General features: G+C 48.3%; 23 protein-coding genes. 12 read left to right on the top strand and 11 right to left on the bottom strand.

Annotated elements, in window-relative coordinates:
• Positions 1-25: 25 nt before the first annotated feature.
• From trkA to def, 4 genes are all read right to left on the bottom strand, one after another.
• Positions 26-1399 (bottom strand): Trk system potassium transporter TrkA, encoded by a 1374-nt coding sequence (gene trkA / locus AC2T15_RS11185; protein ID WP_486778312.1) that lies wholly within the window; start codon positions 1397-1399, stop codon positions 26-28.
• Positions 1400-1411: 12 nt separating this feature from the next.
• The gene (gene rsmB / locus AC2T15_RS11190; protein WP_486778313.1) at positions 1412-2713 is read right to left on the bottom strand and encodes a 16S rRNA (cytosine(967)-C(5))-methyltransferase RsmB; all 1302 of its coding nucleotides are present in this window, start codon (positions 2711-2713) and stop codon (positions 1412-1414) included.
• A complete protein-coding gene (gene fmt, locus AC2T15_RS11195; protein ID WP_486778314.1) occupies positions 2710-3666 on the bottom strand; it encodes a methionyl-tRNA formyltransferase in 957 nt (318 codons plus the stop codon). The genes rsmB and fmt overlap by 4 nt, the downstream gene beginning before the upstream one ends.
• Positions 3667-3770: 104 nt before the next feature.
• Complete coding sequence (def, locus tag AC2T15_RS11200) at positions 3771-4280, bottom strand: peptide deformylase (protein WP_486778315.1); 510 nt, start codon at positions 4278-4280, stop codon at positions 3771-3773.
• Positions 4281-4432: 152 nt separating this feature from the next.
• On the opposite strand from def, the gene AC2T15_RS11205 reads away from it, so the two are divergent.
• From AC2T15_RS11205 to AC2T15_RS11235, 7 genes are all read left to right on the top strand, one after another.
• Entirely contained in the window at positions 4433-5458 is a 1026-nt protein-coding gene (locus AC2T15_RS11205) for a LysM peptidoglycan-binding domain-containing protein (RefSeq protein WP_486778316.1), read from the top strand.
• Between the two features lie 80 nt (positions 5459-5538).
• On the top strand, positions 5539-6660 hold the full coding sequence (dprA, locus tag AC2T15_RS11210) for a DNA-processing protein DprA (RefSeq protein ID WP_486778317.1): 1122 nt from the start codon (positions 5539-5541) through the stop codon (positions 6658-6660).
• A gap of 26 nt (positions 6661-6686) precedes the next feature.
• Positions 6687-7244: an L-threonylcarbamoyladenylate synthase type 1 TsaC gene (gene tsaC, locus AC2T15_RS11215; RefSeq protein WP_486778318.1), complete on the top strand. Its 558-nt coding sequence runs from the start codon at positions 6687-6689 to the stop codon at positions 7242-7244.
• A gap of 91 nt (positions 7245-7335) precedes the next feature.
• Positions 7336-8256 (top strand): oxygen-dependent coproporphyrinogen oxidase, encoded by a 921-nt coding sequence (hemF, locus tag AC2T15_RS11220; RefSeq protein ID WP_053100694.1) that lies wholly within the window; start codon positions 7336-7338, stop codon positions 8254-8256.
• Entirely contained in the window at positions 8256-9071 is an 816-nt protein-coding gene (aroE, locus tag AC2T15_RS11225; RefSeq protein ID WP_053100695.1) for a shikimate dehydrogenase, read from the top strand. Before hemF ends, aroE begins: the two co-directional genes overlap by 1 nt.
• Before the next feature lie 424 nt (positions 9072-9495).
• Positions 9496-10842: a magnesium transporter gene (gene mgtE, locus AC2T15_RS11230; protein ID WP_286596983.1), complete on the top strand. Its 1347-nt coding sequence runs from the start codon at positions 9496-9498 to the stop codon at positions 10840-10842.
• A 138-nt stretch (positions 10843-10980) separates the two neighbouring features.
• Positions 10981-11688, top strand: coding sequence for an MgtC family protein (locus AC2T15_RS11235; protein ID WP_053103136.1), 708 nt, complete (start codon positions 10981-10983; stop codon positions 11686-11688).
• Between the two features lie 27 nt (positions 11689-11715).
• On the opposite strand, the gene AC2T15_RS11240 is transcribed toward AC2T15_RS11235, so the two are convergent.
• The 5 genes from AC2T15_RS11240 to AC2T15_RS11260 form a co-directional block, all read right to left on the bottom strand.
• Complete coding sequence (locus tag AC2T15_RS11240; RefSeq protein WP_286594204.1) at positions 11716-12723, bottom strand: ArsA family ATPase; 1008 nt, start codon at positions 12721-12723, stop codon at positions 11716-11718.
• Positions 12724-12733: 10 nt separating this feature from the next.
• Positions 12734-13012, bottom strand: a complete 279-nt coding sequence (locus tag AC2T15_RS11245; RefSeq protein WP_173568165.1) for a cory-CC-star protein — start codon at positions 13010-13012, stop codon at positions 12734-12736.
• Positions 13013-13026: 14 nt separating this feature from the next.
• Positions 13027-14697 carry a carbon starvation CstA family protein gene (locus AC2T15_RS11250; RefSeq protein WP_486778319.1) on the bottom strand — a complete coding sequence of 557 codons (1671 nt, stop codon included), beginning with the start codon at positions 14695-14697 and terminating at the stop codon, positions 13027-13029.
• 147 nt (positions 14698-14844) lie between these two features.
• Entirely contained in the window at positions 14845-15897 is a 1053-nt protein-coding gene (locus tag AC2T15_RS11255; protein WP_486778320.1) for an Lnb N-terminal periplasmic domain-containing protein, read from the bottom strand.
• Positions 15881-17857 carry an esterase/lipase family protein gene (locus AC2T15_RS11260; protein ID WP_486778321.1) on the bottom strand — a complete coding sequence of 659 codons (1977 nt, stop codon included), beginning with the start codon at positions 17855-17857 and terminating at the stop codon, positions 15881-15883. The genes AC2T15_RS11255 and AC2T15_RS11260 overlap by 17 nt, the downstream gene beginning before the upstream one ends.
• Before the next feature lie 132 nt (positions 17858-17989).
• Here AC2T15_RS11260 and AC2T15_RS11265 point away from each other — a divergent pair, with 132 nt between their 5' ends.
• Positions 17990-19528 carry a YdgA family protein gene (locus AC2T15_RS11265; protein ID WP_486778322.1) on the top strand — a complete coding sequence of 513 codons (1539 nt, stop codon included), beginning with the start codon at positions 17990-17992 and terminating at the stop codon, positions 19526-19528.
• 66 nt (positions 19529-19594) lie between these two features.
• Here AC2T15_RS11265 and AC2T15_RS11270 read toward each other — a convergent pair whose 3' ends face one another.
• On the bottom strand, positions 19595-20947 hold the full coding sequence (locus AC2T15_RS11270) for an adenosylmethionine--8-amino-7-oxononanoate transaminase (RefSeq protein ID WP_486778323.1): 1353 nt from the start codon (positions 20945-20947) through the stop codon (positions 19595-19597).
• Between the two features lie 149 nt (positions 20948-21096).
• Between AC2T15_RS11270 and mutM the strand changes: the two genes are divergently transcribed.
• The 4 genes from mutM to AC2T15_RS11290 are packed head-to-tail and all read left to right on the top strand — an operon-like array spanning position 21097 to position 24343.
• Complete coding sequence (gene mutM, locus AC2T15_RS11275) at positions 21097-21909, top strand: bifunctional DNA-formamidopyrimidine glycosylase/DNA-(apurinic or apyrimidinic site) lyase (RefSeq protein WP_486778324.1); 813 nt, start codon at positions 21097-21099, stop codon at positions 21907-21909.
• A gap of 15 nt (positions 21910-21924) precedes the next feature.
• A complete protein-coding gene (locus tag AC2T15_RS11280; RefSeq protein WP_486778325.1) occupies positions 21925-22710 on the top strand; it encodes a sulfite exporter TauE/SafE family protein in 786 nt (261 codons plus the stop codon).
• Between the two features lie 14 nt (positions 22711-22724).
• Entirely contained in the window at positions 22725-23543 is an 819-nt protein-coding gene (gene lgt / locus AC2T15_RS11285; RefSeq protein WP_486778326.1) for a prolipoprotein diacylglyceryl transferase, read from the top strand.
• Positions 23544-23548: 5 nt separating this feature from the next.
• A complete protein-coding gene (locus AC2T15_RS11290) occupies positions 23549-24343 on the top strand; it encodes a thymidylate synthase (RefSeq protein ID WP_053100705.1) in 795 nt (264 codons plus the stop codon).
• A gap of 299 nt (positions 24344-24642) precedes the next feature.
• Here AC2T15_RS11290 and AC2T15_RS11295 read toward each other — a convergent pair.
• Positions 24643-25805 (bottom strand): IS3 family transposase gene (locus AC2T15_RS11295; RefSeq protein ID WP_486778327.1). Its coding sequence is split into 2 segments (ribosomal slippage): positions 24643-25550 and positions 25550-25805, totalling 1164 coding nucleotides; the frame shifts between segments, so codons are not numbered across the junction.
• Positions 25806-25936: the final 131 nt, after the last annotated feature.

Consider the following 25936-nt stretch of genomic DNA (forward strand, 5'->3'; position numbering starts at 1 on the left):
TCAGCTAATTGGCGCTAATGGCGGCTTAAAAGAAGGTGAGTCCCGGCTGGAATAAGCGCTCAACGTCACGAATATACTTTTTATCCATGACAAAGATAATCACATGGTCTTCGGCTTGAATCACCGCCTGACCATCACTAATTAATACCTCTTCATCACGAATAATCGCACCAATGGTTGCCCCCGGTGGCAAGTGAATATCTTTCACTTTACGCCCAATGACCTTGCTCGAGCGCTTATCACCATGGGCAATCGCCTCAATCGCTTCAGCAGCGCCACGGCGCAATGAGTGCACGCTTACAATATCGCCCCGCCGCACATGGGTTAACAAGGTGCCTAAGGTCGCTAACTGCGGACTAATTGCAATATCAATCGCACCACCTTGAACCAAATCAGCATAGGCGGGGTTATTAATAATCGCCATCACCTTACGCGCGCCCAAGCGTTTGGCCAGCAAAGACGCCATGATATTGGCCTCATCATCATTGGTCAGCGCTAAGAAAATATCCGCTTCATCAATGTTTTCTTCAACCAGTAAGTCTCGATCTGAAGCACTGCCCTGCAACACCACCGTGGTATCTAAGCTGTCTGACAGATACCTGCAGCGTGAGGGATTAATTTCAATAATTTTTACCTGATAGCGGCTTTCAATTGCTTCGGCTAAGCGCTCACCAATGTGTCCGCCGCCAGCAATAATGACTTTGCGATAACTATCTTCAAGGCGCCGCATTTCACTCATTACATCGCGAATATGATTCCGTGCAGCAATAAAGAACACTTCATCATCTACCTCAATCACGGTATCGCCTTTCGGTAAAATCGGTCGATCACGGCGAAAAATTGCCGCCACTCGGGTATTAATATTCGGCATATGGGCGTGCAGTTGACGTAACTCTTGCCCCACTAATGGCCCGCCATAATAGGCCTTGACGCAAACTAACTGGGCTTTACCTTCTGCAAAGTCCAGTACCTGCAAAGCACCAGGGTACTCAATTAAGCGCTTAATGTAGTTAGTTACTGCTTGTTCGGGACTGATCAGTACATCAATCGGAATCGCATCGTTATCAAATAGCCCGGTACGGGTGAGGTACGCCGACTCCCGTACGCGCGCAATTTTCGTTGGGGTACGAAACAGAGTATGCGCCACCTGACAAGCAATCATGTTGGTTTCATCACTGCTAGTTACTGCCACCAGCATATCGGCATCATCGGCGCCGGCTTGGCGTAACACCGTTGGGTAAGAACAGTGACCAACCACGGTGCCAATATCTAGGCGATCACCCAGATCGCGCAAACGCTCGACGTTGGTATCTACAATCGTAATATCGTTGGCTTCACTGGCGAGCAATTCGGCTAAGGTTCCGCCCACTTGCCCTGCACCTAGAATAATAATTTTCATTGCCTTGCTACTCTACTCAGCGGCCTTAACTAAGCGCGCATAATAAAAACCATCGTGTCCTTGGGCTTGGGGAAACAACTGCCGCCCCGCTGGTTGTTCAAGACCAAACTCAGCATTAATCGACCACTGCTCGGCCCCTAGGGTTCGCTCCAAAAAGGCCTCAACCACCTGGGTGTTTTCTTCTGGCAAAATTGAGCAGGTCGCATACAGCAACACACCGCCTGGTTTTAGGGTCTGCCATAACACATCTAACAACTCCCCTTGCAGCGTAGCTAAGGCTGGAATATCAGCCGCCTGACGAGTGATTTTAATATCAGGATTGCGCCGAATCACCCCCGTGGCTGAGCAAGGGGCATCTAATAAAATTCGATCAAATAACTGGCCGTCCCACCACTGCTCGAGCTGGCGCGCATCTCCAGCTTTTAGTTGAGCAGTTAACTGTAACCGCTCTAGGTTCTCTGCCACCCGCTTGAGGCGATGGGGTTCTAGATCAATAGCTATCAGTTCCTTCAAATTGGCTTCAGTTTCCAGAATATGGCAGGTTTTACCCCCAGGTGCGCAGCAGGCATCTAATACCCGTTGCCCAGCGTGTAAATCGAGCAAACCCGCTGCTAATTGCGCCGCTTCATCTTGCACACTGACCCAGCCTTCAGCAAAGTGCGGCAACTCATACACCGAACACGGCTTATCTAAGGTAATTCCTACATCGCTGTACGCAGTTGCTTTGGCTGCAATCCCCTGCTCAGCCAATAAGGCGAGGTAATCAGCTTGATTGATACGCTGCTGGTTCACCCGCAAGGTAAACGGCGGATACTGATTTGCCTGCTCGCAGATTGCCAACCAGTGTTCTGGCCACACCGCTTTTAGCTGCTTTTGTAGCCAGCGAGGATGGGTAGTGACCACCACTGGATCTTTTTGTAACTGTTGTAACTGCTCTGCCCCTTCAGCCTGCGCTTTACGCAACACCGCATTTAATAAGCCTTTAGCCCATTTTTTCTTCAGTCCAGCAGCGGCATTGACTGTTTCGCTAATCGCCGCATGCTCTGGAATGCGCATATACAGCAACTGATACAAACCAATAAATAATAATGCCTGCACATCACTATCGGCACGGCGAAATGGCTTTTCCAGCCACTGATTGGCCAACACCTCTAACTGGGGAAACCAGCGCGCCGTACCTAAGGCCAATTCTTGGACCAGTGCTCGATCCTGCTCGGCAACCCGATCTAGCTGTGCTGGCAAGCTGCCATTCAGTGAGGCTTTTCCAGCAATCACCGCGCCCAATGCTTGGGCCGCTGCTAAACGCGCACTCATAAATCAAACACCGCGCCTACGGGAAATAGCTCCTGCTTACTATTGAGCACATCAGTCACACTCATGGCTCTGGCGTTGGGTAGCTGAATCCGAGTTAAACGCAGTGCCCCCTCGCCACAGGCCACCACTAAGCCCTCACGTTCCGCAGCCAGAATAGTACCCGGAGCTGCAGATGTATTATTTTCTAAAACGGGTTCCGCAGCATGCACCTTAATCACTTGGCCATTAAGTTGTGAGTGGCTCACTGGCCAAGGGTTAAATGCCCGAATTTGCTGATCCAACTCAGTCGCTGACTGCTGCCAGTTTAGTTTTGCTTCCGCTTTACTGAGCTTGTGAGCGTAATTGGCAAGGCTGTCATCCTGCTTTTCTGCCTGCATTGTTCCTTCAGCTAGCTGCTGTAACACCTCAAGCACGGCGGCCGAACCCAGCTCAGCAAGACGATCATGCAAGCTGCCGCCGGTATCTTGGGCAGTAATCGGCGTGCTGACTTTATGCAGCATCGGTCCAGTATCTAGCCCCGCTTCCATCTGCATCACAGTCACGCCTGTGACATCATCACCGGCTTCAATCGCTCGCTGAATCGGCGCTGCTCCACGCCAACGGGGCAATAGCGATGCATGGCTATTAATGCAGCCTAGACGCGGCATATCCAGCACTGCTTGCGGTAAAATTAAACCGTAGGCCACCACTACCATTAGGTCCGGCTTAAGCTCAGCTAACTCGGCTTGAGCAGCAGCATCACGTAAAGTTAAGGGTTGAAAAACGGGGATATTATGCGCCAATGCTAATTGCTTAACCGGACTCGCTACCAATTTCTGCCCACGACCTGCTGGGCGATCAGGCTGACTGTAAACACCTATCACCTCATGGATTCCCTGCTGCAAAATAGCCTGTAAATGGCTGGCAGCAAACTCTGGCGTACCGGCAAACACAATGCGTAACGATTTAGACATAACACCCTCACAATTCAATGGCAAAGACCAATAGATTCAGTCTTGCCTAAACAAAATTAGCCTTTATGCGCGAACATAAAGGCTAATTTTTAATCACCTACCACTCAGCGCGACTGGGCGCGATGTTGTTTTTCAAGTTTTTTCTTGATTCGATCACGCTTTAGATTCGACAAATAATCAACAAATAACTTGCCATTCAAGTGATCACACTCATGCTGAATGCACACGGCTAACAAACCTTCGGCAATCAGTTCAAAGGGCTTACCCTCGCGATCTAAGGCGTTTACCTTAACTTTCAACGGACGATCAACATCTTCATAAAATCCAGGCACTGATAAACAGCCCTCTTGGTACTTATCAGTTTCATCACACAGCACTTCTAGCTCTGGATTAATAAATACCATCGGCTCGGACTTATCTTCCGATAAATCCATCACCACCACACGTTTATGCACGTTGACTTGGGTGGCTGCCAAGCCAATACCCGGTGCTTCATACATGGTTTCGAACATATCGTCGATCAGGGTACGTAACTCATCATCCACCTGATATACAGGTTGCGCGATAGTTCTCAACCTAGGATCGGGAAACTCTAAAATTGTTAAAATGGCCATAAACCTACATCAATAAAATAGTATGTGAGCTAAGCGCACTGCTAAGATGGGAGAATCTACAGCAGCCATACAACATAAAGTCTATTATAATAGACTCAACGTTTGCCAACAGACGCTTCAGTTATTTGACATATGATAAAGGGATTCATTGCATGAGGAAAACATTACTCGCCTTGCTGCTTTGCACAGTTGGCGGTTTCGCCCAGGCTGACTTACAACTTAAAGAAGGGCATCCACAATCCTATACTGTCGTACAAGGTGATACCTTGTGGGATATTTCGGGTAAATTTTTACGCCAGCCTTGGAAATGGCCAAAAATTTGGCAAGCGAATCCTCAAGTAGCTAATCCCCACCTAATTTATCCAGGCGACACCTTAACATTGGATTACGTTAATGGGCAGCCTCGGGTTACCCTAAACCGTGGACAGTCGCGTGGCACCATTAAGCTATCGCCGCAGATTCGTAGCACGCGCATTGCTCAAGCGATTCCTACTATTCCTTTAGAAAGCATTAACAGTTTCCTAATCGGCAATATGATTATTGATAGTCGTGCCGAGTTTGACTCTGCCCCTTATGTCCTCGCTGGGAATGTTGAGCGCGTAATCGCAGGTACCGGCGATACAATTTTTGTACGTGGCAATGATCTTGAAAAAGGTCAAGTCTATGGCATCTATCGTGAAGGTAAGGTATACACCGACGGCACCAATAAAAACGTGTTAGGAATCAATGCCAATGAAATCGGTAGTGGTGAGCTGATCGCCCTAGAAGAGGGTGTTGGTACCTTAAAATTATCGCGGGTTAACCAAGAAGTACGCATTACTGACCGCCTCTTTATCAATGAAGAGCGTGCGATTAACTCGACTTTTATGCCCAGTGAGCCTCAGTTTGAGATCAGTGGCAGCATCATTGATGTGCCGCGCGGATTAACCCAAGTCGGTCAGTACGATGTGATCACCATTGATCGCGGCTTAAACGATAGCTTAGAAGTCGGCGATGTACTGGCGATCTATAAAGCTGGGGAAACCGTACGTGACCGCGTCACTAACCGCAACGTTAAAGTACCCGATGAGCGTGCTGGACTCGCTATGGTATTTCGCACCTATGATCAAGTCAGTTACGCCATTGTGCTATATGCCACACGCCCACTGGCACTTAGCGATCGGGTTGCCAATCCCTAATCGACCCAGGCTTTTAGGTTGGTCAAGGCTATACTTGACCAACCCTGACAGGAAGTCAGTAACTGTGTAAGGACCTTGCCATGTCTTTATCCCAAACTGAAATTGCGGCACGGATTTTACTGCAGTCTCTGCCTGAGATTGGGGTAAAGCGTTACCAAGGCTTACTCCAACACTTTACCAGCGCCCATGCAGCTTTAACTGCTGATGCTGAAGAATGGCGTCAACTACGCTTACCTGCCAAAAGTATCGCCGCGCGTAAACACTCAGATTACCTGCAACTTACTGATCGAACCTTAGCCTGGTTAGCCCAGCCAAATCATCATGTATTTTTTAGTGATCAAGCTGATTATCCGTTTTTATTAAAAAATACTGCTGGTGCACCGAATCTGCTGTTTGCCATGGGTGATCATTCGATTATTGAGCAACCGCAACTGGCCATCGTTGGCAGTCGTAATGCCAGCGTAAGTAGCAAGCAGACTGCTTTTCAATTTAGTAAAGCCCTCAGTAGTGCCGGCTTTGTGGTCACCAGTGGCTTAGCCCAAGGCATTGATGCGGCCGCCCATGAAGGCGCCGTTGCCGTTAACCAACCGACCATCGCCGTAGTGGGTACTGGTTTAAATCAAGTCTATCCTGCGCGCCATCGGCCTTTACAAGAAGCTATTTTGCAACATGGTGGACTGATTTTGTCTGAGTTACCACTCGACAGCCAACCACTGGCGGCGCACTTTCCTAGGCGCAATCGAATTATTAGTGGCCTCGCGTTAGGCGTGTTAGTGGTAGAAGCCAGCCCCAATAGCGGCTCTTTGATTACGGCGCGCCTTGCCGCTGAACAAGGACGTGAGGTCTATGCCATTCCCGGCTCAATTCATTACCCAGGAGCACGAGGCTGCCACCAATTAATTCGTGAAGGCGCCACCTTGGTTGAAACCGTTGAGCATATTTTAGAAGAGCTGCAAAGCTGGAAGTCGCTCCCAGAATCATCAGCAGCGGCCCTAGATAGCCATAGCGAACTGCCCGTGCAGCAACAACAGCTGTTGCAGTTGATTCAGGCCGAACGTTATCAAACCGAAGAGCTGGCAGCCCTTAGTCAACTCACTATTCCAGACCTATTACCCCTACTGACTGACCTAGAAATCTTGGGCTTAATTAGCAATGAGAATGGCATCTGGCTGTATCACTCACGAAAAAACAGTTTAATATAACGGCTCTTTTTAACGCGAGAGTAGCTATGGCCAGTCAGTGGCAGATTCAACATGCAGCGCAGCTTATTCAGCAAGGCGGCGTTATTGCTTACCCCACCGAAGCGGTCTGGGGCTTAGGCTGTGACCCTTATAATGAGCAAGCGGTGCGCCGGATTCTGGCAATTAAACAACGCCCCATGCATAAAGGCTTAATCGTAATTGCCGGCACCATCGAGCAGTTTGCCGAACTGTTACAAGACCTTAGCCCTGAACAGCTGCAACAACTGCAAGCTTCCTGGCCTGGCCCTAACACTTGGCTGGTGCCCCATAAACAGCGCCTGCCCCACTGGGTTACCGGAGCGCACAGCACCGTGGCCTTAAGAGTGTCTGATCATCCACTGGTGCAACAATTATGTGCGCTGACTGGACCGATTATTTCCACCTCTGCCAATCCAGCTGGGTTACCGGCTGCCACTTCAAGGCTTCGGATTGAGCAGTATTTTCATCAACAACTTGATGCGGTATTGGATGCGCCCTTAGGCGGTTATCACTCGCCTAGTTTAATTCGTGACCTAAGCACAGGGGCCGTCATCCGTCCTATGTAGCATGGGTTAGATAGCTCGCTTACAGCCTGGCAATGGTATGCTTGCAGGCCTATTTATTTTTTAATTGACGATCTTGGTCTGGGAGTTAATCGTGACTAATTCATTTGAGGCTGTAAAAGCCTATATGCTTGATCTACAAGACCGCATTTGCGCTGCCTTTGAAGAAGCCGATGGACAAGCAACCTTTTTTGAAGATAAATGGGAGCGAGAAGCAGGAGGCGGCGGCCGTACTCGAGTGATTGCCGATGGCGCCCTGATCGAAAAAGGCGGCGTGAACTTTTCCCACGTGTATGGTGGTCAACTACCCGCTTCAGCCAGCGCCATTCGACCAGAACTAGCTGGACGCTCATTTCAAGCAATGGGCGTATCCTTAGTGATTCACCCAGAAAATCCACATATCCCCACCTCTCACGCTAATATTCGTCTATTTGTTGCTGAAAAAGAGGGTGAAGAACCTATTTGGTGGTTTGGCGGCGGCTTTGACCTAACGCCTTACTATGGTGTTGAAGAAGATTGCGTCCATTGGCACCAAGTTGCTCACGATGCCTGCGCGCCCTTTGGCGAAGAGATCTACCCTGAGTTTAAGCAATGGTGTGATGAGTATTTTTATCTAAAACATCGCGATGAGCCACGGGGCATTGGTGGGCTATTTTTTGATGACCTAAATCGCTGGGATTTTGCCACCTGTTTTGCTTTCACCCAAGCTGTCGGCGAAGCCTATTTACACGCTTATCTGCCCATTGTTGAACGTCGCCGTAACATTCCCTTCACTGAACAACAACGCGCCTTCCAAGCTCATCGCCGTGGCCGTTATGTCGAGTTTAACTTAGTCTTTGACCGCGGCACCTTATTTGGCCTGCAGTCGGGTGGCCGCACTGAATCAATCTTAATGTCTTTACCACCGGTAGTGCGCTGGAGTTATGACTGGCAAGCCGAGCCTGGCTCTGCCGAAGCACAACTGACTAAGTTTTACCTGAAAAACCGTGACTGGTTAGGCGAGGCTTATCAATAATGGATCGCTACGCAGTTTTTGGAAATCCTATTGCCCATAGTAAGTCGCCCTTTATTCATCAGGAGTTTGCTGCTTTTCATGCCCAAAGCATGCAATATAGCCGTGTATTAGCGCCTCTTGATAATTTTGCCGAGACACTGAAACAGTTTTTTAACACTGGGCAAGGGGCTAACATTACGGTGCCTTTTAAAGAGCAAGCTTTTGCTCTAGCCGACCAGCTAACAGAGCGAGCGCAACAAGCAGGCGCAGTAAATACCTTAAAAAAACTTAGTGATGGTCGCTTACTGGGTGATAACACCGATGGTGCAGGATTGGTTAATGATTTATTAATCAATCAAGTCCCTTTACAAGGGCAAAAGATTTTACTGGTTGGTGCCGGTGGCGCTGCCCGTGGAGTTATTGAGCCATTGCTGGCCCACCAGCCAGCGGAGCTAACCATTGCTAACCGAACGGTCAGCAAAGCCGAGCAGCTAGCCACTGAGTTTGCGCACCTTGGTCCGGTTAGTGCCTGCGGTTTTGATTGGATCAGCGCCCCAGTTGATCTTATTATCAATGCGACTTCAGCCAGCCTTACTGGCGAGTTACCACCCCTCCACGCTAATTTGATCAGCCGCGACCACACAGTAAGCTATGACATGATGTATGGCGCTGAAACTACCGTCTTTAGTCAGTGGGCGCAGCAGCTAGGTGCAGCCAAAAGCTTAGATGGCTTAGGGATGCTGGTAGGCCAAGCCGCAGAATCATTTAAACTATGGCGTGGCATTTATCCGGCTAACACCCAAGCCGTAATTGAAAAACTCCGCCAACAACTCTAACGGTATCACTCCTAGCTCTCAGCCTGAGCGGCTAGGAGTAATTTCTTAGTCATTCTCAACATCTCAGCAACTTCCTGTCTTTTAAACGAATTTAGCCGATTTTAAACCACACATAACGCTGTAATATTCTGTGATGTTTTTAGACTAAATAGCTGAATTTATGCTTGCTTTTTTATTTTTATTTAAACTTAAGCTTGCTATTCAGTTTTAGCTCCCCTAGTATGCGCCCGCCGCATAAGCGGTTTTTACATGAGAAAGATACCACTAATGGACACCCCTTGTTGTTGTAGCCCTGTATGGGCAATTACAAATAATAAGCACATCAGCTTCCCTGCTGACGGCCGCCTGCAAGCTGGAAACAGTTCTTTCTGATTTTCTGCTGACTCGGGCTGCCGTATAGATTTGGGCAGCTTGGAGAATCAGCATGAGCAACACCAATTCCAATCTCGCGCTCGTTTTAAACGATGCCATCAAAAATGATCAGTTCGAAAACGCACTCATTGCGGTCAAGGGCATTCGTCCCGTTGATCTAGCTGACGTTTTATCCCAAATTGAAGCCTCCCTCGCTTGGCGCCTACTTGAGCGCTTACCTAATCGCGCTACGGTATTTTCCTACCTAGAGCCTGAAACCCAAGTGCGCTTAGCCCGCGAGTTTCCACGTGCCAGTTTAGCTAAGCTGGTAGGTGAAATGCCCGCGGATGAACGTACTGACTTGTTCAAGCACTTTGATCAAAGTCAACGTGATGCCTTACTGCCTGCCTTAGCTCAAGCCGAGCGCGAAGATATTCGCAAGCTCTCAGCTTATGTGGAAGGTACCGCCGGTGCTCTAATGACCTCGGACTACGCCACGCTAGTCAAAGATATGAGCGTAGCTGAAGCCTTAGCTGCACTACGGGTAGAGGCTCCCGATGCCGAAACCATTTATCATGCCTATGTGATTGATCAGCAGCGCAAACTGCTGGGTGTGGTCTCGCTCCGTGAGCTCATCCTGTCTAACCCAGAGGCCTTAATTAAAGACCTCATGGTGCGTGACCCAATTCATAGCAAAGTCACCGATGATCAAGAAGAAGTAGCGAAAAAAATCGCCCGCTATGACCTGATTGCCCTACCTATCACCGATGAAAAAGGGGCTATGGTAGGAATTGTCACCCACGATGACGCAATGGATGTAGCCAGTGATGAAGCCACTGAAGACTTCCACCGCGCAGGTGGAGTAGTCAGTACCGTAGGCAATTTAAAAGACGCCACCATTGGTCTGCTCTATCGTAAGCGGGTGTTCTGGCTGGTGCTATTAGTTTTCGGTAACTTATTTTCTGGTGCCGGGATTGCCCACTATGAAGACATTATTGCCGCCAATATTGTGCTGGTGTTCTTCCTCCCCTTGCTGGTAGACAGTGGCGGTAACGCCGGTTCGCAATCAGCCACCTTGATGGTCCGAGCCCTCGCCACCGGTGAAGTGGTAATGCGTGACTGGATGTCGTTGCTGGGCCGCGAAACCTTAGTTGCGCTCTGCCTTGGCGGTACGATGGCCTTAGCAGTATCAATCCTCGGTTATATCCGTGGCGATGAAGTAGTGGCTTTAGTGCTAGCGCTCAGCATGGTAGCGATTGTTTTAATCGGCTGTATTATCGGCATGAGCTTACCCTTTGTCTTAAGCAAAATGGGCTTTGATCCAGCCAGTGCCAGTGCACCTTTAATTACTTCGGTGTGTGATGCCGCAGGTGTCGTAATTTACCTATTTATTGCCTCACAATTTTTAACCTTAGGTTAATCATTAAAGCGTCATTAAAAGTAAGCTTTGCTGCCACTTTTCTTTGCTTCAATGTTCTCTAGGCGGCTGTCACCAGCCGCCCATTGAAGCCACTTATTCTACTGTCCACTAGGACCTCAGTTTCAAAGGAGGCACAACATGGTTTGGGAAAACTTCATGTTGCGAGTCACCGTGGCCATGGTACTAGGCGCTGTTATCGGTGCCGAGCGTCAGTTACGCCAACGCATGGCTGGTTTACGCACTAACGCACTCGTTGCTTCAGGCGCCTGTTTATTTGTTTTAGTCTCTGCCTATACTGGCGATATCAGCAGCGCTGGCCGTATCTCCGGACAAGTTGTTTCAGGCATTGGCTTTTTAGGTGCTGGCGTCATTATGCGCGAAGGCTTAAATGTCCGCGGCCTCAATACCGCGGCCACGCTCTGGTGTTCGGCAGCCATTGGCGTACTATCGGGAATTGGCTTATTAGTTGAGGCTGCAGTCGGCACCTTAGTGATTTTATGTGCCAATATTTTATTGCGTGAAGCAGCACAACGTATCAATCGCCTCAATCTCGTACCCGATGCGGTTGAGCAGCATTATGCAATTACGATTGTCTGTCACGCCGACGATGAAGTGCATGTGCGTACCTTATTACTCCATGCCCTAGGCAGCACTCAATTCGCTTTACAATCTTTACTAAGCGAAGACTTAGAGCACCGCCCAAATACCTTAAAGGTCATTGCTGAAGTGATTGCGCCTTCGGGTAACCAGTCGCAACTAGAACAAATCGTTAGCCGCATTAGCCTTGAAAAAAGCGTATCTTCGGTACGCTGGACGCTCACGGCAGAGCACGAAGAACTATCTTAAATAGCACACTCTGCAATCAGTAAGTCACTACAGTAGCTGCTCAGCTAGCTGCTGTAGTCCGCTTAACCCCTGAATATCTTGTGCCTGTAAGGCAATCTGCTGCTGCGGTAGCTTGCCTAAACGTTGTTGAATATCTGCCAAATAAGTCGCCTGCTGCTCAAGTCGTGCCTGCCAGAAACTATTATCTGCAGCGGCCGCTGGCATTACTCGATTGATCAATAACCCTGCTACCGGAATATGGCTGTGCTGCAGCGAATCAACCGCTCGCTCCGTTTCAAGTAGTGGTAATTTTTCAGGCGTTAACACAAACAAAAAGGCGGCTTGCTCAGCATCCGATAAAATGCGACGGGTGCGCTGAAATAATGACTGCCGTGCGTGTAAGGTACTCAACAGTTGTTGCTGCTTAGAATCTAAGCCCTCAACCGCATGCTGACTAGGATCAGCCAAAGGATTATCCACACTGCGCCCAGGCGTCAGGTGCGATAGCACAGAACTAAGGTGTTCTGAGCGCTTATTATGTTTGAGCAAACCTTCAGTCCATACCGCCATCACCTCCGGCAGGCTCAATAAACGTAAGGTATGGCCAGTAGGTGCAGTGTCAAACACAATTAAGTCAAAACGCTGCAAACCTTCATCTAATAACTGCGCCACTCGCTCTAATAACGCAGCTTCTTGGGCTCCGGGCGAATGCCGAGTTAACCGTAGCTGACGCTCAAGCTCACCTACTTTATCAGGGCCTACGTATTGGCGCATTTGCCCCAACACTCGCTGTAAATAAGCCTCCACCTCAGTATCTGGATCTAGCTCTAATACCGTTAAATTAGGCTGAACTGAGGTTTCCTTAGCTCCAATTGTTAAGCCAAAGGCATCGGCCAGACTGTGGGCGGGGTCAGTTGATACCAACAAGGTGTTGCGGCCAAGGGTTGCCGCTTTAATCGCAAGCGCACAGGACAATGTGGTTTTACCCACACCGCCCTTCCCGCCGCACATTAAAACGCGTTTAGTCATTAATAACGGGATTAGCTGTAGTTTCATCAAGCATCCATTAACAGCAACGAAATTGATCTAACGGCGAACGTGGCATACCCATGCGCACATGCCAGTCGTGAAAACGCTCAAGCAATAACGGCTGTAATTCTAAAGTGTACCAAGAGGCAGGGTTCGGAATACCCATCATTTCAGAGAACACCAGCAGCATAAATAAGTCATCTTCATCGCGCTTAGCTCTGGCAATCGCTGCGCGATAGGGAGCGTTGTAATACAACGCTCCTGCCTCGCTAACTTTTTTATACCATTGCTTAAAGGCAGCTACTTTAAGCTGCATAGAATTTGGCTGCTTCAAGAAGCTTGCACCTGTTTCTTTTCTCGACGTAAAGCCGACACACACTCTAAAGTCACCAGCACGGCAGCCACCAATACCACTAGATCAAGACCAAATAAGAACCAGTCGGCCTTCTCATAGAAGCCACGCAACTGAATTAACAGCGCTAACAGCCCCATAGTCAGAATAAAGATCAACGGAATAACCACATAGATTGCCGGCGTTTTACGGCGCACCAGCATTACCGCAATAATCAGCAAGGTTAATCCGGCTAATAATTGGTTGGTGGTACCAAATAATGGCCAAATCAGTAAACCACCACTGCCATCAGCCCCGCCGGCACCAAAGGCTAAAACCAAGCAAGAACCCACCGATAAAGCAGTCGCTGGAAGGGCTTTGCTCATCCATTTTACTTGATAGATTTCGCCCCACTCTTGGAAGATATAACGCTGTAAACGCAACCCCGTATCCATGGTGGTGCCGGCAAAGAGTGCTGCCATCACCGTAAGCATCGTGGCTGAAACCTCTGCACTGATTCCGGTGCCATTTTCTAAAATAGTCGCGCCACCCTGCACAAAGGCTTCAATACCGCCCTGACCAAAGGCTGAATACACCGCCTGCCAGTCGGCTAAGCTGGCAAAACCAGCACAAGCCGCAATGATTGCGGCCAAAGCTAATGCGCCTTCACCTACCGCACCAAAGTAGCCGACAAAGCGGCCATCGATTTCTTTGTTTAATTGCTTAGAAGAGGTACCTGAAGCGACTAATCCGTGGAAGCCGGAAATAGCGCCACAAGCAATGGTGACAAACAATAGGGGCACCAGCGATGGCGTACTCATAGGCAGTTCGGTATTGATCGCAGGCGCCACAACGGTTGGATTACCAATCAGTACAGCGGCATACAATAAGATCAAGCCAACAAATAACTGTAAACCGTTAATATAATCACGAGGTTGTAATAACACCCAAACAGGCAGTAATGAAGCAATCGCCGCATAAGCAAACAGTAACAAAATCCAGTTAGCACTGGCAGAAAGCCCCATAAACTTATCTGGTAGGGTAACTGGCATCTGCGGCCCCATATAGATCAAGCCATAGAGCGCAATCACTCCAAGCAGCGAAACTAAGGGTAAGTTCCACTTAAAGCGATAAATGGCTTGACCAATCACGATGGCTACCGCAATCGCACCCCATACCGGCACTACTGAGCCTGGATTATTAATCAGCAGCTTGGCGATAACTACGCCAAATACGCCGTTCACCATTAATAAGACGAGGAAAATCACTACCATAAACAATAAGCGTGCCCGCTTACCTACGACATCGCCGGTTAAGGCGCCGACCGATTTAGCCCGATTACGTACGCTGGCCCAGATTGCCCCCATATCGTGCACGCCGGCAAAGAAAATGGTGCCAAATACCACCCATAAAAACGCCGGCAACCAGCCCCAAATCACCGCAATCGCAGGCCCCACAATCGGCGCTGCTCCAGCTACCGAAGTAAAGTGGTGACCCCATAGCACGTATTTATTAGTCGGGACATAATCCACACCATCTTCCATGGTGTGGGCAGGAGTTTGAAAATTTTTATCAAGTTTAAAGATTTTCTCAGCAATAAACTTTGAATACACAAAGTATCCAAGGCTCATTGCGATTAATCCAAATAACATTAGATAAATCGCGCTCATAGTGAAATTCCTTCTGCGTGATTACAAGAGAATCGCATTTAGAAAACTCTTGTAACGAATAGCTAAACGCAGTGTCAATCACGACTTAAGTAACACCTCGAGCTTTACTGTTAATTCAACCAAGCAATTTACATTACCTCAAAACACTTAATCCTGAGACAAACGCTGACTCCAGCCTGGCACGCCATCACGTATTTTCTGTGAATAATTGCTAGCCTCTGCAGCTTGTTTGGAGCGCTCGGTAATGCGTCCACGCTCGGTCAGCACAGATAAAGGATAATCAGGTACTAACCCACCTTGCTCTTGCACATAACTTGGCAAATACCCCGTAAGCAATAAGCGAGGATCTAACGGCAAACTACGACCAGTGATATGGCGCATCATGTCAAAGACGATGGTGGTGCAGTTGGCAGTGATGGTGTTATAAAAACGAGGCTGTTCAACTAAATCATTGGCCTGATTAATGTAGGCTAAAAACAGTTGCTGCATGAGCTCTTGCGGCATTTCTAAGCGATAAAGATAGCTATCCTCACCTCGCACATTGGGCCGTACGCCAATTGCATCGCGCTCATCGGTAGCCATAATACTCAGCTCAAAGTCTTTAAAAAAACCACCAATTTCAGAAAAGCTCTGGCCTTGTTTCTTACGGATCTCCACAGTAAAGGTCACAAATTGACCATCACTAAAGCCAAAGGACACCAGTACATGAGCTATCGACTGCATCCCCCAGTGCGAAGTAATCATATCGACCGATTGCAGTTGGGTTAAATCATACTGCCGTGTTTCCCAACGGGGTTCATACTCGGTTTCGCTCTTCCAGTTAAAGTTACGCACATTATGCAGGGTAACCCGACTACCCTGCACCTCACCGTGGGTCATCTGGGCCAAATCATCGGCCCAAATATGTTCATTTGATGGCTCCAGCGTATTCCACCACACCAGTAAACAACCATGTAAGACGAGATACGCTATAACGCCCTGTGTTGCCCCTATAACCCAAAGCAGCACCGCGCAGCTTAAGGCTAATAAACTCCACACCGCCATCCATAAAGCAGGTTTCGGTGCCTGATAATACAGCGCTAAGTTGCCCCACAGAGTCGCTACCAATAAGCAGAGCGTAAGCATGCCTAGGCCAAGTTTAGCCCACGCCGAACGTGCCGGTCGTTGATCTGACTGAATACTATTAAGGAGTTGCTGCATGGGATGCCCGACTTATTTCTGCTAAATGCTGATGTAAAATTCGGCGAATTTCGACAATTGCCTCGGGAGTTTCTTGCACACTATGCCACGAGGGAATAATCAGCTCGGATACAGCCCCAGGAAGATGGGCACTCTTATAAGGCACTACCCCATCACTGGACTCATCAAGAGAAACTTTGGGCGTATCATTGCCCATGATTGAGTGATACTTCACCTTGGGACTAATGGGTAAGTCTGCGGCTAAGTGCACAAAAGGATCCTGATCACTTAGATTAGCAATGCTATTCAGCGGTCGGGTTAACGCCTCACCAGAAGCTGAGCTGGGATCTAACAATAGCTGCGCCACCTCACCAAATCGGGCCAACATACTGGCCGGTAGTTCAATAATATTAGCCGCCCAACGTGCTACTCGGTTTTCCGCAAAGGGGGTGCCGCGATGGGGTGCGGCAACAAAGATCGCACGACTAACACCGGGTAACGGTTCAAACCAAGCATAAGGTTTTAATTGCTCACGCACCTTGCGCTGACGGGCTGAGCTCATCTTAAACCGCTCGGTAAAGGCCTGCCAAAATAAGTCACCGGAGCTGGAAACCATTAATCGGGATAACACCCCGCCCATGCTGTGCCCTAATAACACCACTTCATTAGAGGCAATCGCAGTGCCCGTAGGGTCAAAATGTTTTAGCGTTGTTTTAAGGGCTTCGGCAATAGTGGCATTGTTGTAAGCAATCGGCGCATTGGTCGGGTAGTACACCTGCCAAATTTGATAGTTTTGCCGCAACTGCTCATCGCCTAATACTTCATTGGCCACGTTAATCCAGGCTTCAGGGCTACTGGCTAAACCATGCAGCATAATTACAATCCGTCGATTAGGATCATAGGGCTGCATTAAGTACACGTGGGGCCGCTCTAAAACCTCACCGCGACCAAATAAGGTTAATAACGACTGACTGGCAAAACCTGAGCGCGCTAACCAGAGGCCATAGCCCGAGGTAAAGTTGGCAGCCAAAGGCACCTGATCACCCGCCAACTGCAAATCTTCCTTTTTGTAAGGGTCAAACCCCAACATCTGTACCCGCTGGGTTTTTAGCACCTGCTCTAAGTTTTCACCGCCAAAATCCAACATTACTGTCAATGCTGGAAAAGGTGTTTCACTAAACACCTCGTCAGCGGTAGCTTTAGTCACCACGCGTTTGGCGGTAACCGCTACCAACTCTGCCCCCAGCCCATCTCGCCGGTATTGGCTGCGAATACCTTTAAAGGTTAAAGCCGCAGCCGGAATGACTTCATTAGGTACCTGCTCACCAGAAGCTAAACGTACCTCCGCTAAATTGCCTTGAATCTCCCAGTTGGCCAAGCGTATGACAAACACGCCATTTGCTTCTTGAATATCAATATCGGCTTGATCTTGATGCTTAAAGAGCAAGGTCACTGCTTGCTGAGTAGCATAATTATAATAATCGCGGACTTGTGCTTGACGGTCCTCGAGTGCACGCTGACTGGGTTTTCTTGGGGTAAAAAATAAATAAGCATAGGCATAACGAGCGCTCTCAATATAAGCCGCAATACGCTCTGCCAGCTGTGTATTTTTGTTTTTCTCTTGATCGATAGCGGTTTGTAACCACAGCTCTGACAAAGCCGCTAGCCGTTGCTCGCTATGCAAAGCCTCAGTTGCCACTAATAAATCGCGACAACGGGCATTTTCTTTACTGCACAGACTTTCATCAATTCCAACCACCTGTAGCACACTGCCTGTGGCTGGACTTAAGGTGCCGGTGGTTAAAATATCTCCCCGGCGCGCTGCCATGTAGTCACTGGTACTGACCGAGGCCACTTTTACCCCAGCACAACCAGTGAGATACAGCGTTAATCCCAGCAATATTAGCTGGACTAACCGATAACCCGACACTTGCCCCATGCTATTTCGCTCACCTAAATATGTATCGGCTATCGCTGCCATGAATACCAAGAAAATAGCGCATAGCTTACACAGTCGCCGCCCGCGATTAAATATCCATGCCCAGATTCAATTTTTCCCAATGACTAAATCAATTTGTTTTATACTGCGCGCCATTCTTAATGAGGCAGAACGATGAGTAAAAAATTAGTAGCGGTAATAGCCGCAGTAGGCTTGGCTTACACTGGCGCTTCTTGGTACTTCGGTAAAAGTTACGAAGACAACACCTACGCCATTGTGCAAAATGCGAATCAGGATTTACGCCAATTTTTTGGAGTTGAAGCACCACAGATCGCAATTGCTGACTATCAACGCGGCATCTTTAGCTCAACCGCCAGCTACAGTATTAACTTTGAGCAAGCAGGCAGTGATGAATCGCTACACTTACATGACCAAATTCAGCATGGGCCAATACCGGGTTTATTACAGGGCAAACCACAATTTGGCTTAGCTCACTCCTCTATTACTCTACCGAAAACCGACGACTACCAAGAGCTATTTGCGATCACCCAACAACAATCACCATTTCAGCTAGACACCTTACTGAGCTTTAATTTAGATGCCGATAGCATCTTGAATGTCATCGCCATCCAGCACACCAGTGCCAAAGGCGATAAGGTTGATTTTGCCGGTGCTCAACTCCAGCTTAAAAGCAGCAATAATCTGCGTGACTTCACCCTAAGTGGCGAAATTCAGCCCTTAACCATTGAGTCACAGACAGATGAAACACAAGCGTTTCGCCTTGCTAAACAAAGCCTAAAAGGCCATCTATCCGACTTTAATGGCGCAACTCAGTCGAGTGCTTTCGAGTACCTACTAGAAGGGGCGGATATTGTGCAGCGCGATCAGTCAAGCGTGCAGCTCAAGCAATTTAGCCTAAAGCAATCCGACGCTGCCACTGATCATCTGCTGAGCTTTAATGGCCAATACCAACTGCATGAGTTACTCATTGATGGTCAGTCCATTGGCCAGTTTACCCTTGGCTTTAATGGTAAAAACTTTGACCAAAAAATTTATCGCGAGCTATTAGATCTCGCCAAAGTAGGCTTGCAGGACTCACCTGAAGCACAAATAGCTGCCCAAGCTAAGGTCGGTTTTTTAGTGCTCGAACTGCTCAATAAAAACCCCGAACTCCATTTAACCCCTATTAGCTGGCGCAATGCGGCGGGTGAATCAACCCTAAGCTTTAATTTAACCCTCGCTGCGCCCCAAGGACTAGATGTATTAGGTGATCCCCAGCAAGCCGCCAGCGAAATTTTACAAGACGTTGGGTTAAGCCTAGATTTATCCCTGCCAATGCTGGATCAAGCGGCCGCTACCTTGATGGAAGCCGAAGACTTTGCCGAGTTTCAGCAGCAACTTCCCCTATTAATTGAGCAGGCCAGTGCTGAAGGACTTATTACCCAAGAAGCCGAACGGGTAAAGCTAGCGCTGAGTTTTAAACAGGGCATCACCCAACTCAATGGTCAAACCATTGTTCCAGAAGAGTTAGCCTTGTTATTCCAATTACTCGGCTCTCAATTCTCAGCGCATGAAATAGAGTACGATGAGTCTGAGTGGGAGCTTGAAGATGAGGATTACCCTGAGGATGAGCAAGACGCTGAGGAGTATGACTCTGAAGAGCAAGAAGAATTCGCCCCAGCCTTCGAGATAGAGGCACTAGAGCAAGAATAACCGCAGATGATCGCCTGTTGCTGCACTTAAAGTAACAAGTAACAGGCGATCGACTGTAGGCGTGATTTAGTCTTTCACGGCTAACTCAATGCCGGCAGTAGCCACTTCAGCCAACCAGTCAATTTGCTCTGGGGTAATGATATAAGGAGGTAAAAAGTACACCACATTCCCCAGCGGGCGTAATAACGCCCCTTGTTGCATCGCGTACTCAAACACCTTCATGCCCCGGCGTTCTTGCCAAGCAAACGGCGTTTTATTGGCTTTATCTTTTACCATTTCAATCGCCAACACCATACCGGTTTGACGCACTTCTGCGACATGGGGATGATCCTGTAAGTGCGCAGTAGCTTGTGCCATGTGCTGAGCCAGCTGCTGGTTCTTAGCAATCACATCGTCTTGCGCAAAAATATCCAACGTAGCTAACGCTGCAGCACAGGCCAGTGGGTTACCCGTGTAGGTATGCGAATGTAAGAACGCCTTGAGCGAGTCGTAATTATCATAAAACGCATCATAAATTTGATTGGTCGTCATCACTGCCGCAAGTGGTAAGTAACCACCGGTTAGCGCTTTAGATAACACCATAAAGTCTGGGGTAATACCTGCTTGCTCACAGGCAAACATACTACCGGTGCGGCCAAAGCCCATGGCAATTTCATCGACAATTAAATGTACACCGTACTCATCACAGGCTTGACGTAACAGAGTCAAATAAATCGGATGGTACATGCGCATGCCGCCAGCACCTTGCACTAACGGCTCTAAAATGACTGCCGATAGTTCATGATGATGCTGCTCCAAGGTTTGACGCATGGCTTCAAACATAAAACGACTGTGCTCTTCCCAGCTGACACCCGGCGCACGATGATAACAGTCAGGACTGGGCACTTTAATCGCATCAAATAACAAGGCTTTGTAAGTCTCGGTATACAAGGCCACGTCACTGACCGACATGGTGCCTAAGGTTTCGCCATGGTAACCATTGGTAATGGTAGCAAAACGTTTTTTCTCCGGTTTACCCAGATTTAACCAGTAGTGATGGCTCATTTTCAGCGCCACTTCAATACTGGCCGAACCATTATCGGCATAAAATACTTTGTCTAAACCGGCGGGCGTGATCTGCACTAAACGCTCTGATAGCTCGATCACCGGTTGATGGGTAAAACCTGCCAACATCAGATGCTCTAATTGATCAACCTGATCTTTAATGCGCTGATTAATCCGTGGGTTGGCATGCCCAAAAATATTCGTCCACCAAGAGCTCACTGCATCCAGATAACGGTTACCGTCAAAGTCCTCAAGCCAAATTCCCTGGGCTTTTTTAATCGGAACTAAGGGCAAGGTTTCGTGATCTTTCATTTGTGTGCAAGGATGCCAAACTACGGCTAGATCGCGCTGCATCCAATGATTATTTGAACTCACTGCGGTACTCCAAAAGGAACAAAAAAAACCTGAATAGCCTAGCAGATGTCACCTAGACAACAAGCAATCAGTCCACCAAAGAAGGATCGAGCGCTATACTGAGCCTTCACTTTGCAGTCACTTTTTATTCAATGAATTGATCAACTTTTATGCCTGAATTACCCGAAGTAGAAACCACCCGCCGTGGCATTGAGCCGCACCTGCTGAACCAACGTGTAATCCAAGTGATTGTGCGTCATCCTCGCTTGCGCTGGCCGATTCCTGAAGACTTGGATATTCGTTTATCGGGACAAAGCATTTTGGCGGTTGAACGCCGAGCAAAATACTTAATGATCCACGCAGAAGTGGGCACTTTATTATGCCATCTCGGCATGTCAGGGAGCTTGCGTTTGGTGCCGGCAAATACCCCAGCTGAAAAACATGACCATGTGGATATTGTGCTGGAATCAGGGCAAGCACTGCGTTATACCGATCCACGTCGTTTTGGTGCAATGCTCTGGACCCATGATCCACTCAATCATCAGTTACTTAGTAAACTAGGCCCTGAACCTCTGTCACCGGAGTTTGATGGTAAACGTTTATTTGACTGCTCGCGCAAGCGCAGTATGGCAGTCAAACCCTTTATTATGGATAACGCCGTAGTGGTGGGTGTGGGTAATATTTATGCCAGCGAAGCGTTATTTAAAGCAGGGATTGATCCTCGCCGCGAAGCCAAATCTATCTCCAGGGCGCGCTACGATAAACTGGCCGATGAAATTAAAAAGGTACTGGCCTACGCCATTGAGCGCGGTGGCACCACCTTACGCGACTTTGTCGGTGGCGATGGTAAGCCAGGATACTTTCAGCAAGAGCTATTTGTCTATGGCCACGCTGATCAACCCTGTAAAGTCTGCGGTAGCCTATTAAAAGACATTAAATTGGGCCAACGTGCTAGTGTGTACTGCCCTCGCTGCCAACGTTAAGACTAGGAACCTGCTATGGAGTTTGCGTTATATCTACTGCTGGGTGCAGCCGCTGGGGTATTAGCCGGCTTGTGTGGGGTCGGTGGTGGCTTAATTATTGTTCCTGCTCTGGTATTTAGCTTTACTGCCCAAGGCATTGCCACTGAAGTGCTGACTCATTTGGCAGTTGGCACTTCCTTAGCCAGCATTATTTTTACCTCAATTAATTCAGTGATTGCTCACCATAAAAAAGGCGCCGTGCGTTGGCAATTATTTAAATGGCTGGCGCTAGGTGTTATTGGCGGCTCGGCCTTAGGTGCGATTACCGCTGCTTATATTCAAGGCCCGACTTTACAGAAGATTATTGGTGGATTTGCCATTATTATTGCTCTGCAGATGGCCTTAGAACTCAAACCCAAAGCCTCTGGCAGTACGCCTACTAGCCCCGAATTAACTACCGCCGGTGGCGTCATTGGTTGGGCTTCAGCAATTTTTGGCATTGGTGGAGGTTCTTTAACTGTGCCTTACTTAGTTTGGCGCAGTGTCCCTATGCAACAAGCGGTGGCCACTTCCGCTGCGTGCGGACTACCCATTGCCACTGCCGGAGCCTTTATGTTTGCCGCCACCGGCTGGCATAATCCCAGCTTGCCTGACTGGAGTTTAGGCTTTATTTATTTACCTGCTTTAGTTGGAATTGCCGCCACCTCTATGTTTTTTGCCCGCGTTGGCGCCCAGCTGGCACACCGCTTATCGCCGGTGTTACTCAAACGTTTATTCGCGGTGTTTTTACTCTGCGTGGGCGTTAGCTTTTTTACTTTATAAAGGATGCAATAATTGTGCTGACTTTCCCCAATATTGACCCAGTCGCCATTGCCATTGGCCCCCTAAGTATCCACTGGTATGGCTTAATGTATTTAATTGGAATTGGCGCTGCCTGGTTTTTAGCCGGTCGCCGCTTGCACCAATTTGAACCTAGCTGGACTAAAGAAACACTCTCCGATTTAGTCTTCGCCTGCGCACTGGGGGTTATTCTTGGCGGCAGATTAGGCTATGTACTGTTTTATGATTTAGCCAGTTATATCAATGAGCCAATGCGGATACTACAAATCTGGAAAGGCGGCATGTCCTTTCATGGCGGATTAATTGGCGTGCTCTTAGCGGTGATTTGGTTTAGCCGCAAACAGCATAAAACGTTTTTCCAAGTGACTGACTTTATTGCCCCTGTGGTACCACTTGGTCTTGGTACAGGACGGATTGGTAACTTTATTAACGCCGAACTCTGGGGCAAGCCAACCGATGCTTGGTACGGCATGATCTTTCCTACTGACCCCAGTCAGCTGGCACGCCATCCTTCGCAGCTGTATCAATTTGCCTTAGAGGGCGTGGCGCTGTTCTTAATTTTATGGATCTTCTCCCGTAAACCTCGGCCAACCATGGCTGTGTCTGGCATGTTCTTACTGTTTTACGGCATCTTCCGCTTTGCAGTGGAGTTTGTTCGGGTGCCCGATGAGCAGCTGGGTTACCTTGCTTTTGACTGGCTAACCATGGGCCAAGTGCTGTGCCTGCCAATGATTCTAGGCGGTCTTGCACTGATCACCTGGGCCTACAATAAACGCCCCAACACCACTACTTTTGCTAACACACAGATTAACTGAGTCCGATGAAACAATATTTAGATTTAATGCGTCATGTACGCGAGCACGGCACCTTTAAAGCAGACCGCACCGGTACAGGGACTTACAGTGTGTTTGGCTATCAAATGCGCTTTAACCTGGCTGAAGGTTTCCCCCTTGTCACCACTAAAAAATGCCATCTCAAATCAATCATTCATGAATTGCTCTGGTTTTTGCAGGGCGATACCAACATTCGCTATTTAAAAGAAAATGGCGTGCGGATTTGGGACGAATGGGCCGATGAGCAAGGTAATTTAGGCCCTGTGTATGGCTATCAATGGCGCAGTTGGCCAGCGCCCAATGGTGAGTCAATTGATCAAATCAGTAAACTGATTGAAATGATCAAAACTAACCCCGACTCACGCCGTTTAATCGTCAGCGCTTGGAATCCGGCCCTAGTCGATCAAATGGCTTTGCCACCTTGCCACGCGCTGTTTCAGTTCTATGTCGCCGATGGCAAGCTAAGTTGTCAGTTGTATCAGCGCTCAGCCGATATCTTCTTAGGCGTGCCTTTTAATATTGCCAGCTACGCCCTACTCACCATGATGATCGCTCAAGTGTGTAACCTGCAACTAGGCGATTTTATTTGGACTGGCGGTGACTGTCACCTTTACAGTAACCACTTAGAGCAAGCCGACGAACAACTGACCCGCGCGCCTTATGCCTTGCCACAGATGCAGATCAACCCTGAAGTAACGGATATTTTTGAGTTTAAGTTTGAAGATTTTGAACTGCAAAACTATCAAGCGCATCCACATATTAAGGCAACCGTAGCGGTTTAACTCATTACCTTGCAGACAAAACAATGCCCGATCAGCGTCGGGCATTTTATTACCCCCACGGGCGTGGGGAAATCTGAGCTTCCAAACAGCTCAAGACGTTGCGTCTGGAAACACCCCCACGGGCGTGGGGAAATCCTTTATGTATGGCGGGTGCTCTGGGTTCTTACAGAAACACCCCCACGGGCGTGGGGAAATCGCAAATTAAGCGTATGGAGCGTTTTATTACTCAGAAACACCCCCACGGGCGTGGGGAAATCGATCACACAGCTCGTCTACTGCAGTAGGATCTGGTGTAGTGGTCAAATAATTCCAGACACTTTGTTAAGGATTTCTTCCGCTGCTAGCGGAGTCAAGCCACGATTAAATGTATGTGGTCGTTGCTGATTATAATATTTCATCAGGTAACCACTGATATCTTTTTGAGCAGCCATAAAACTGTTATACCCAAACATTGGTACCCACTCTGTTTTTAAGCTACGAAATAATCGCTCCACCGGTGCATTATCCCAGCAGTTACCTCGGCGACTCATGCTTTGAACCATGCGATATTGCCATAGACGCTGACGAAACTGATAGCTAGCGTACTGTGAGCCTTGATCTGAGTGAAATAACACACCTTGCGGACGACCGCGCTGCTCCCATGCATGCTCTAACGATTTTACGATTAAGCTGGCATCAGCTGTTTCAGACATAGACCAACCAACTACCCGTCGAGCATAAAGATCCAAAACAACTGCTAGGTAACTCCAGCGCTGACCTGTCCAGATGTAAGTAATATCCCCGCACCAAACTTGATTAGGTCGTGTTACAGCAAACTTCCTGTCTAAACGGTTCGGTATATCAAGTCGTTCAAACGTGGCTTGTTTGTACACGTGCGAGCCTGGCTGCTTACATGATAGACCGAGTTCGTTCATCATCTTACGCACCTTAAAACGACCTATAGTGACACCTTGTTTGCTTAGCATACATTGCAAAGTGCGACTGCCTGCTGAGCAGCGACTCTTGTTAAATAACTGACTCACCAGCGCTCTCAGCTTGATGTGCTCGACATCTACTCGTCGTGATCTTTTTCGATACTCATAGTAACAAGAGCGATTAACCTCAAAGGTCGCACACACGATTTCAACAGGGGCATACTCTCTTAACTTCTCAATTAGCGTGTATGTTTCCAATCGTCCGACATTAAGAGAGCTGTAGCCTTTTTTAATATGGATTTCTCCATCTCAAGCCGTCTGCAGCGCTCTTCAAGCTCTTGAATGCGCTGTTGTTCTTGGGTTATTGCTTTGCCTTTTGGAGTGATACCTTGACGCTCTTCTGAGAGCTGTTTAACCCATCGGTGCAAGGCCGACTTACTCACACCTAATGATGTGCAGGCTTGGGCAAGACTGTAGCCTTGATCAAGCACCAAGCTAGCGGCTTCTTGTTTGAATTCTGGAGTAAAAGTACGTTGTTTGTTTATCATAGAGCACCTCTTTATGGCGAACATTATCGCCTAAGTAGATGTCTGGTTTCATTAGACCACTACAAACTGATCAACTGGAAACACCCCCACGGGCGTGGGGAAATCCTCGGCCAATTCGTCCAAACTCACTA

Source organism: Thiopseudomonas sp. SA1F2-1K, assembly GCF_057443035.1.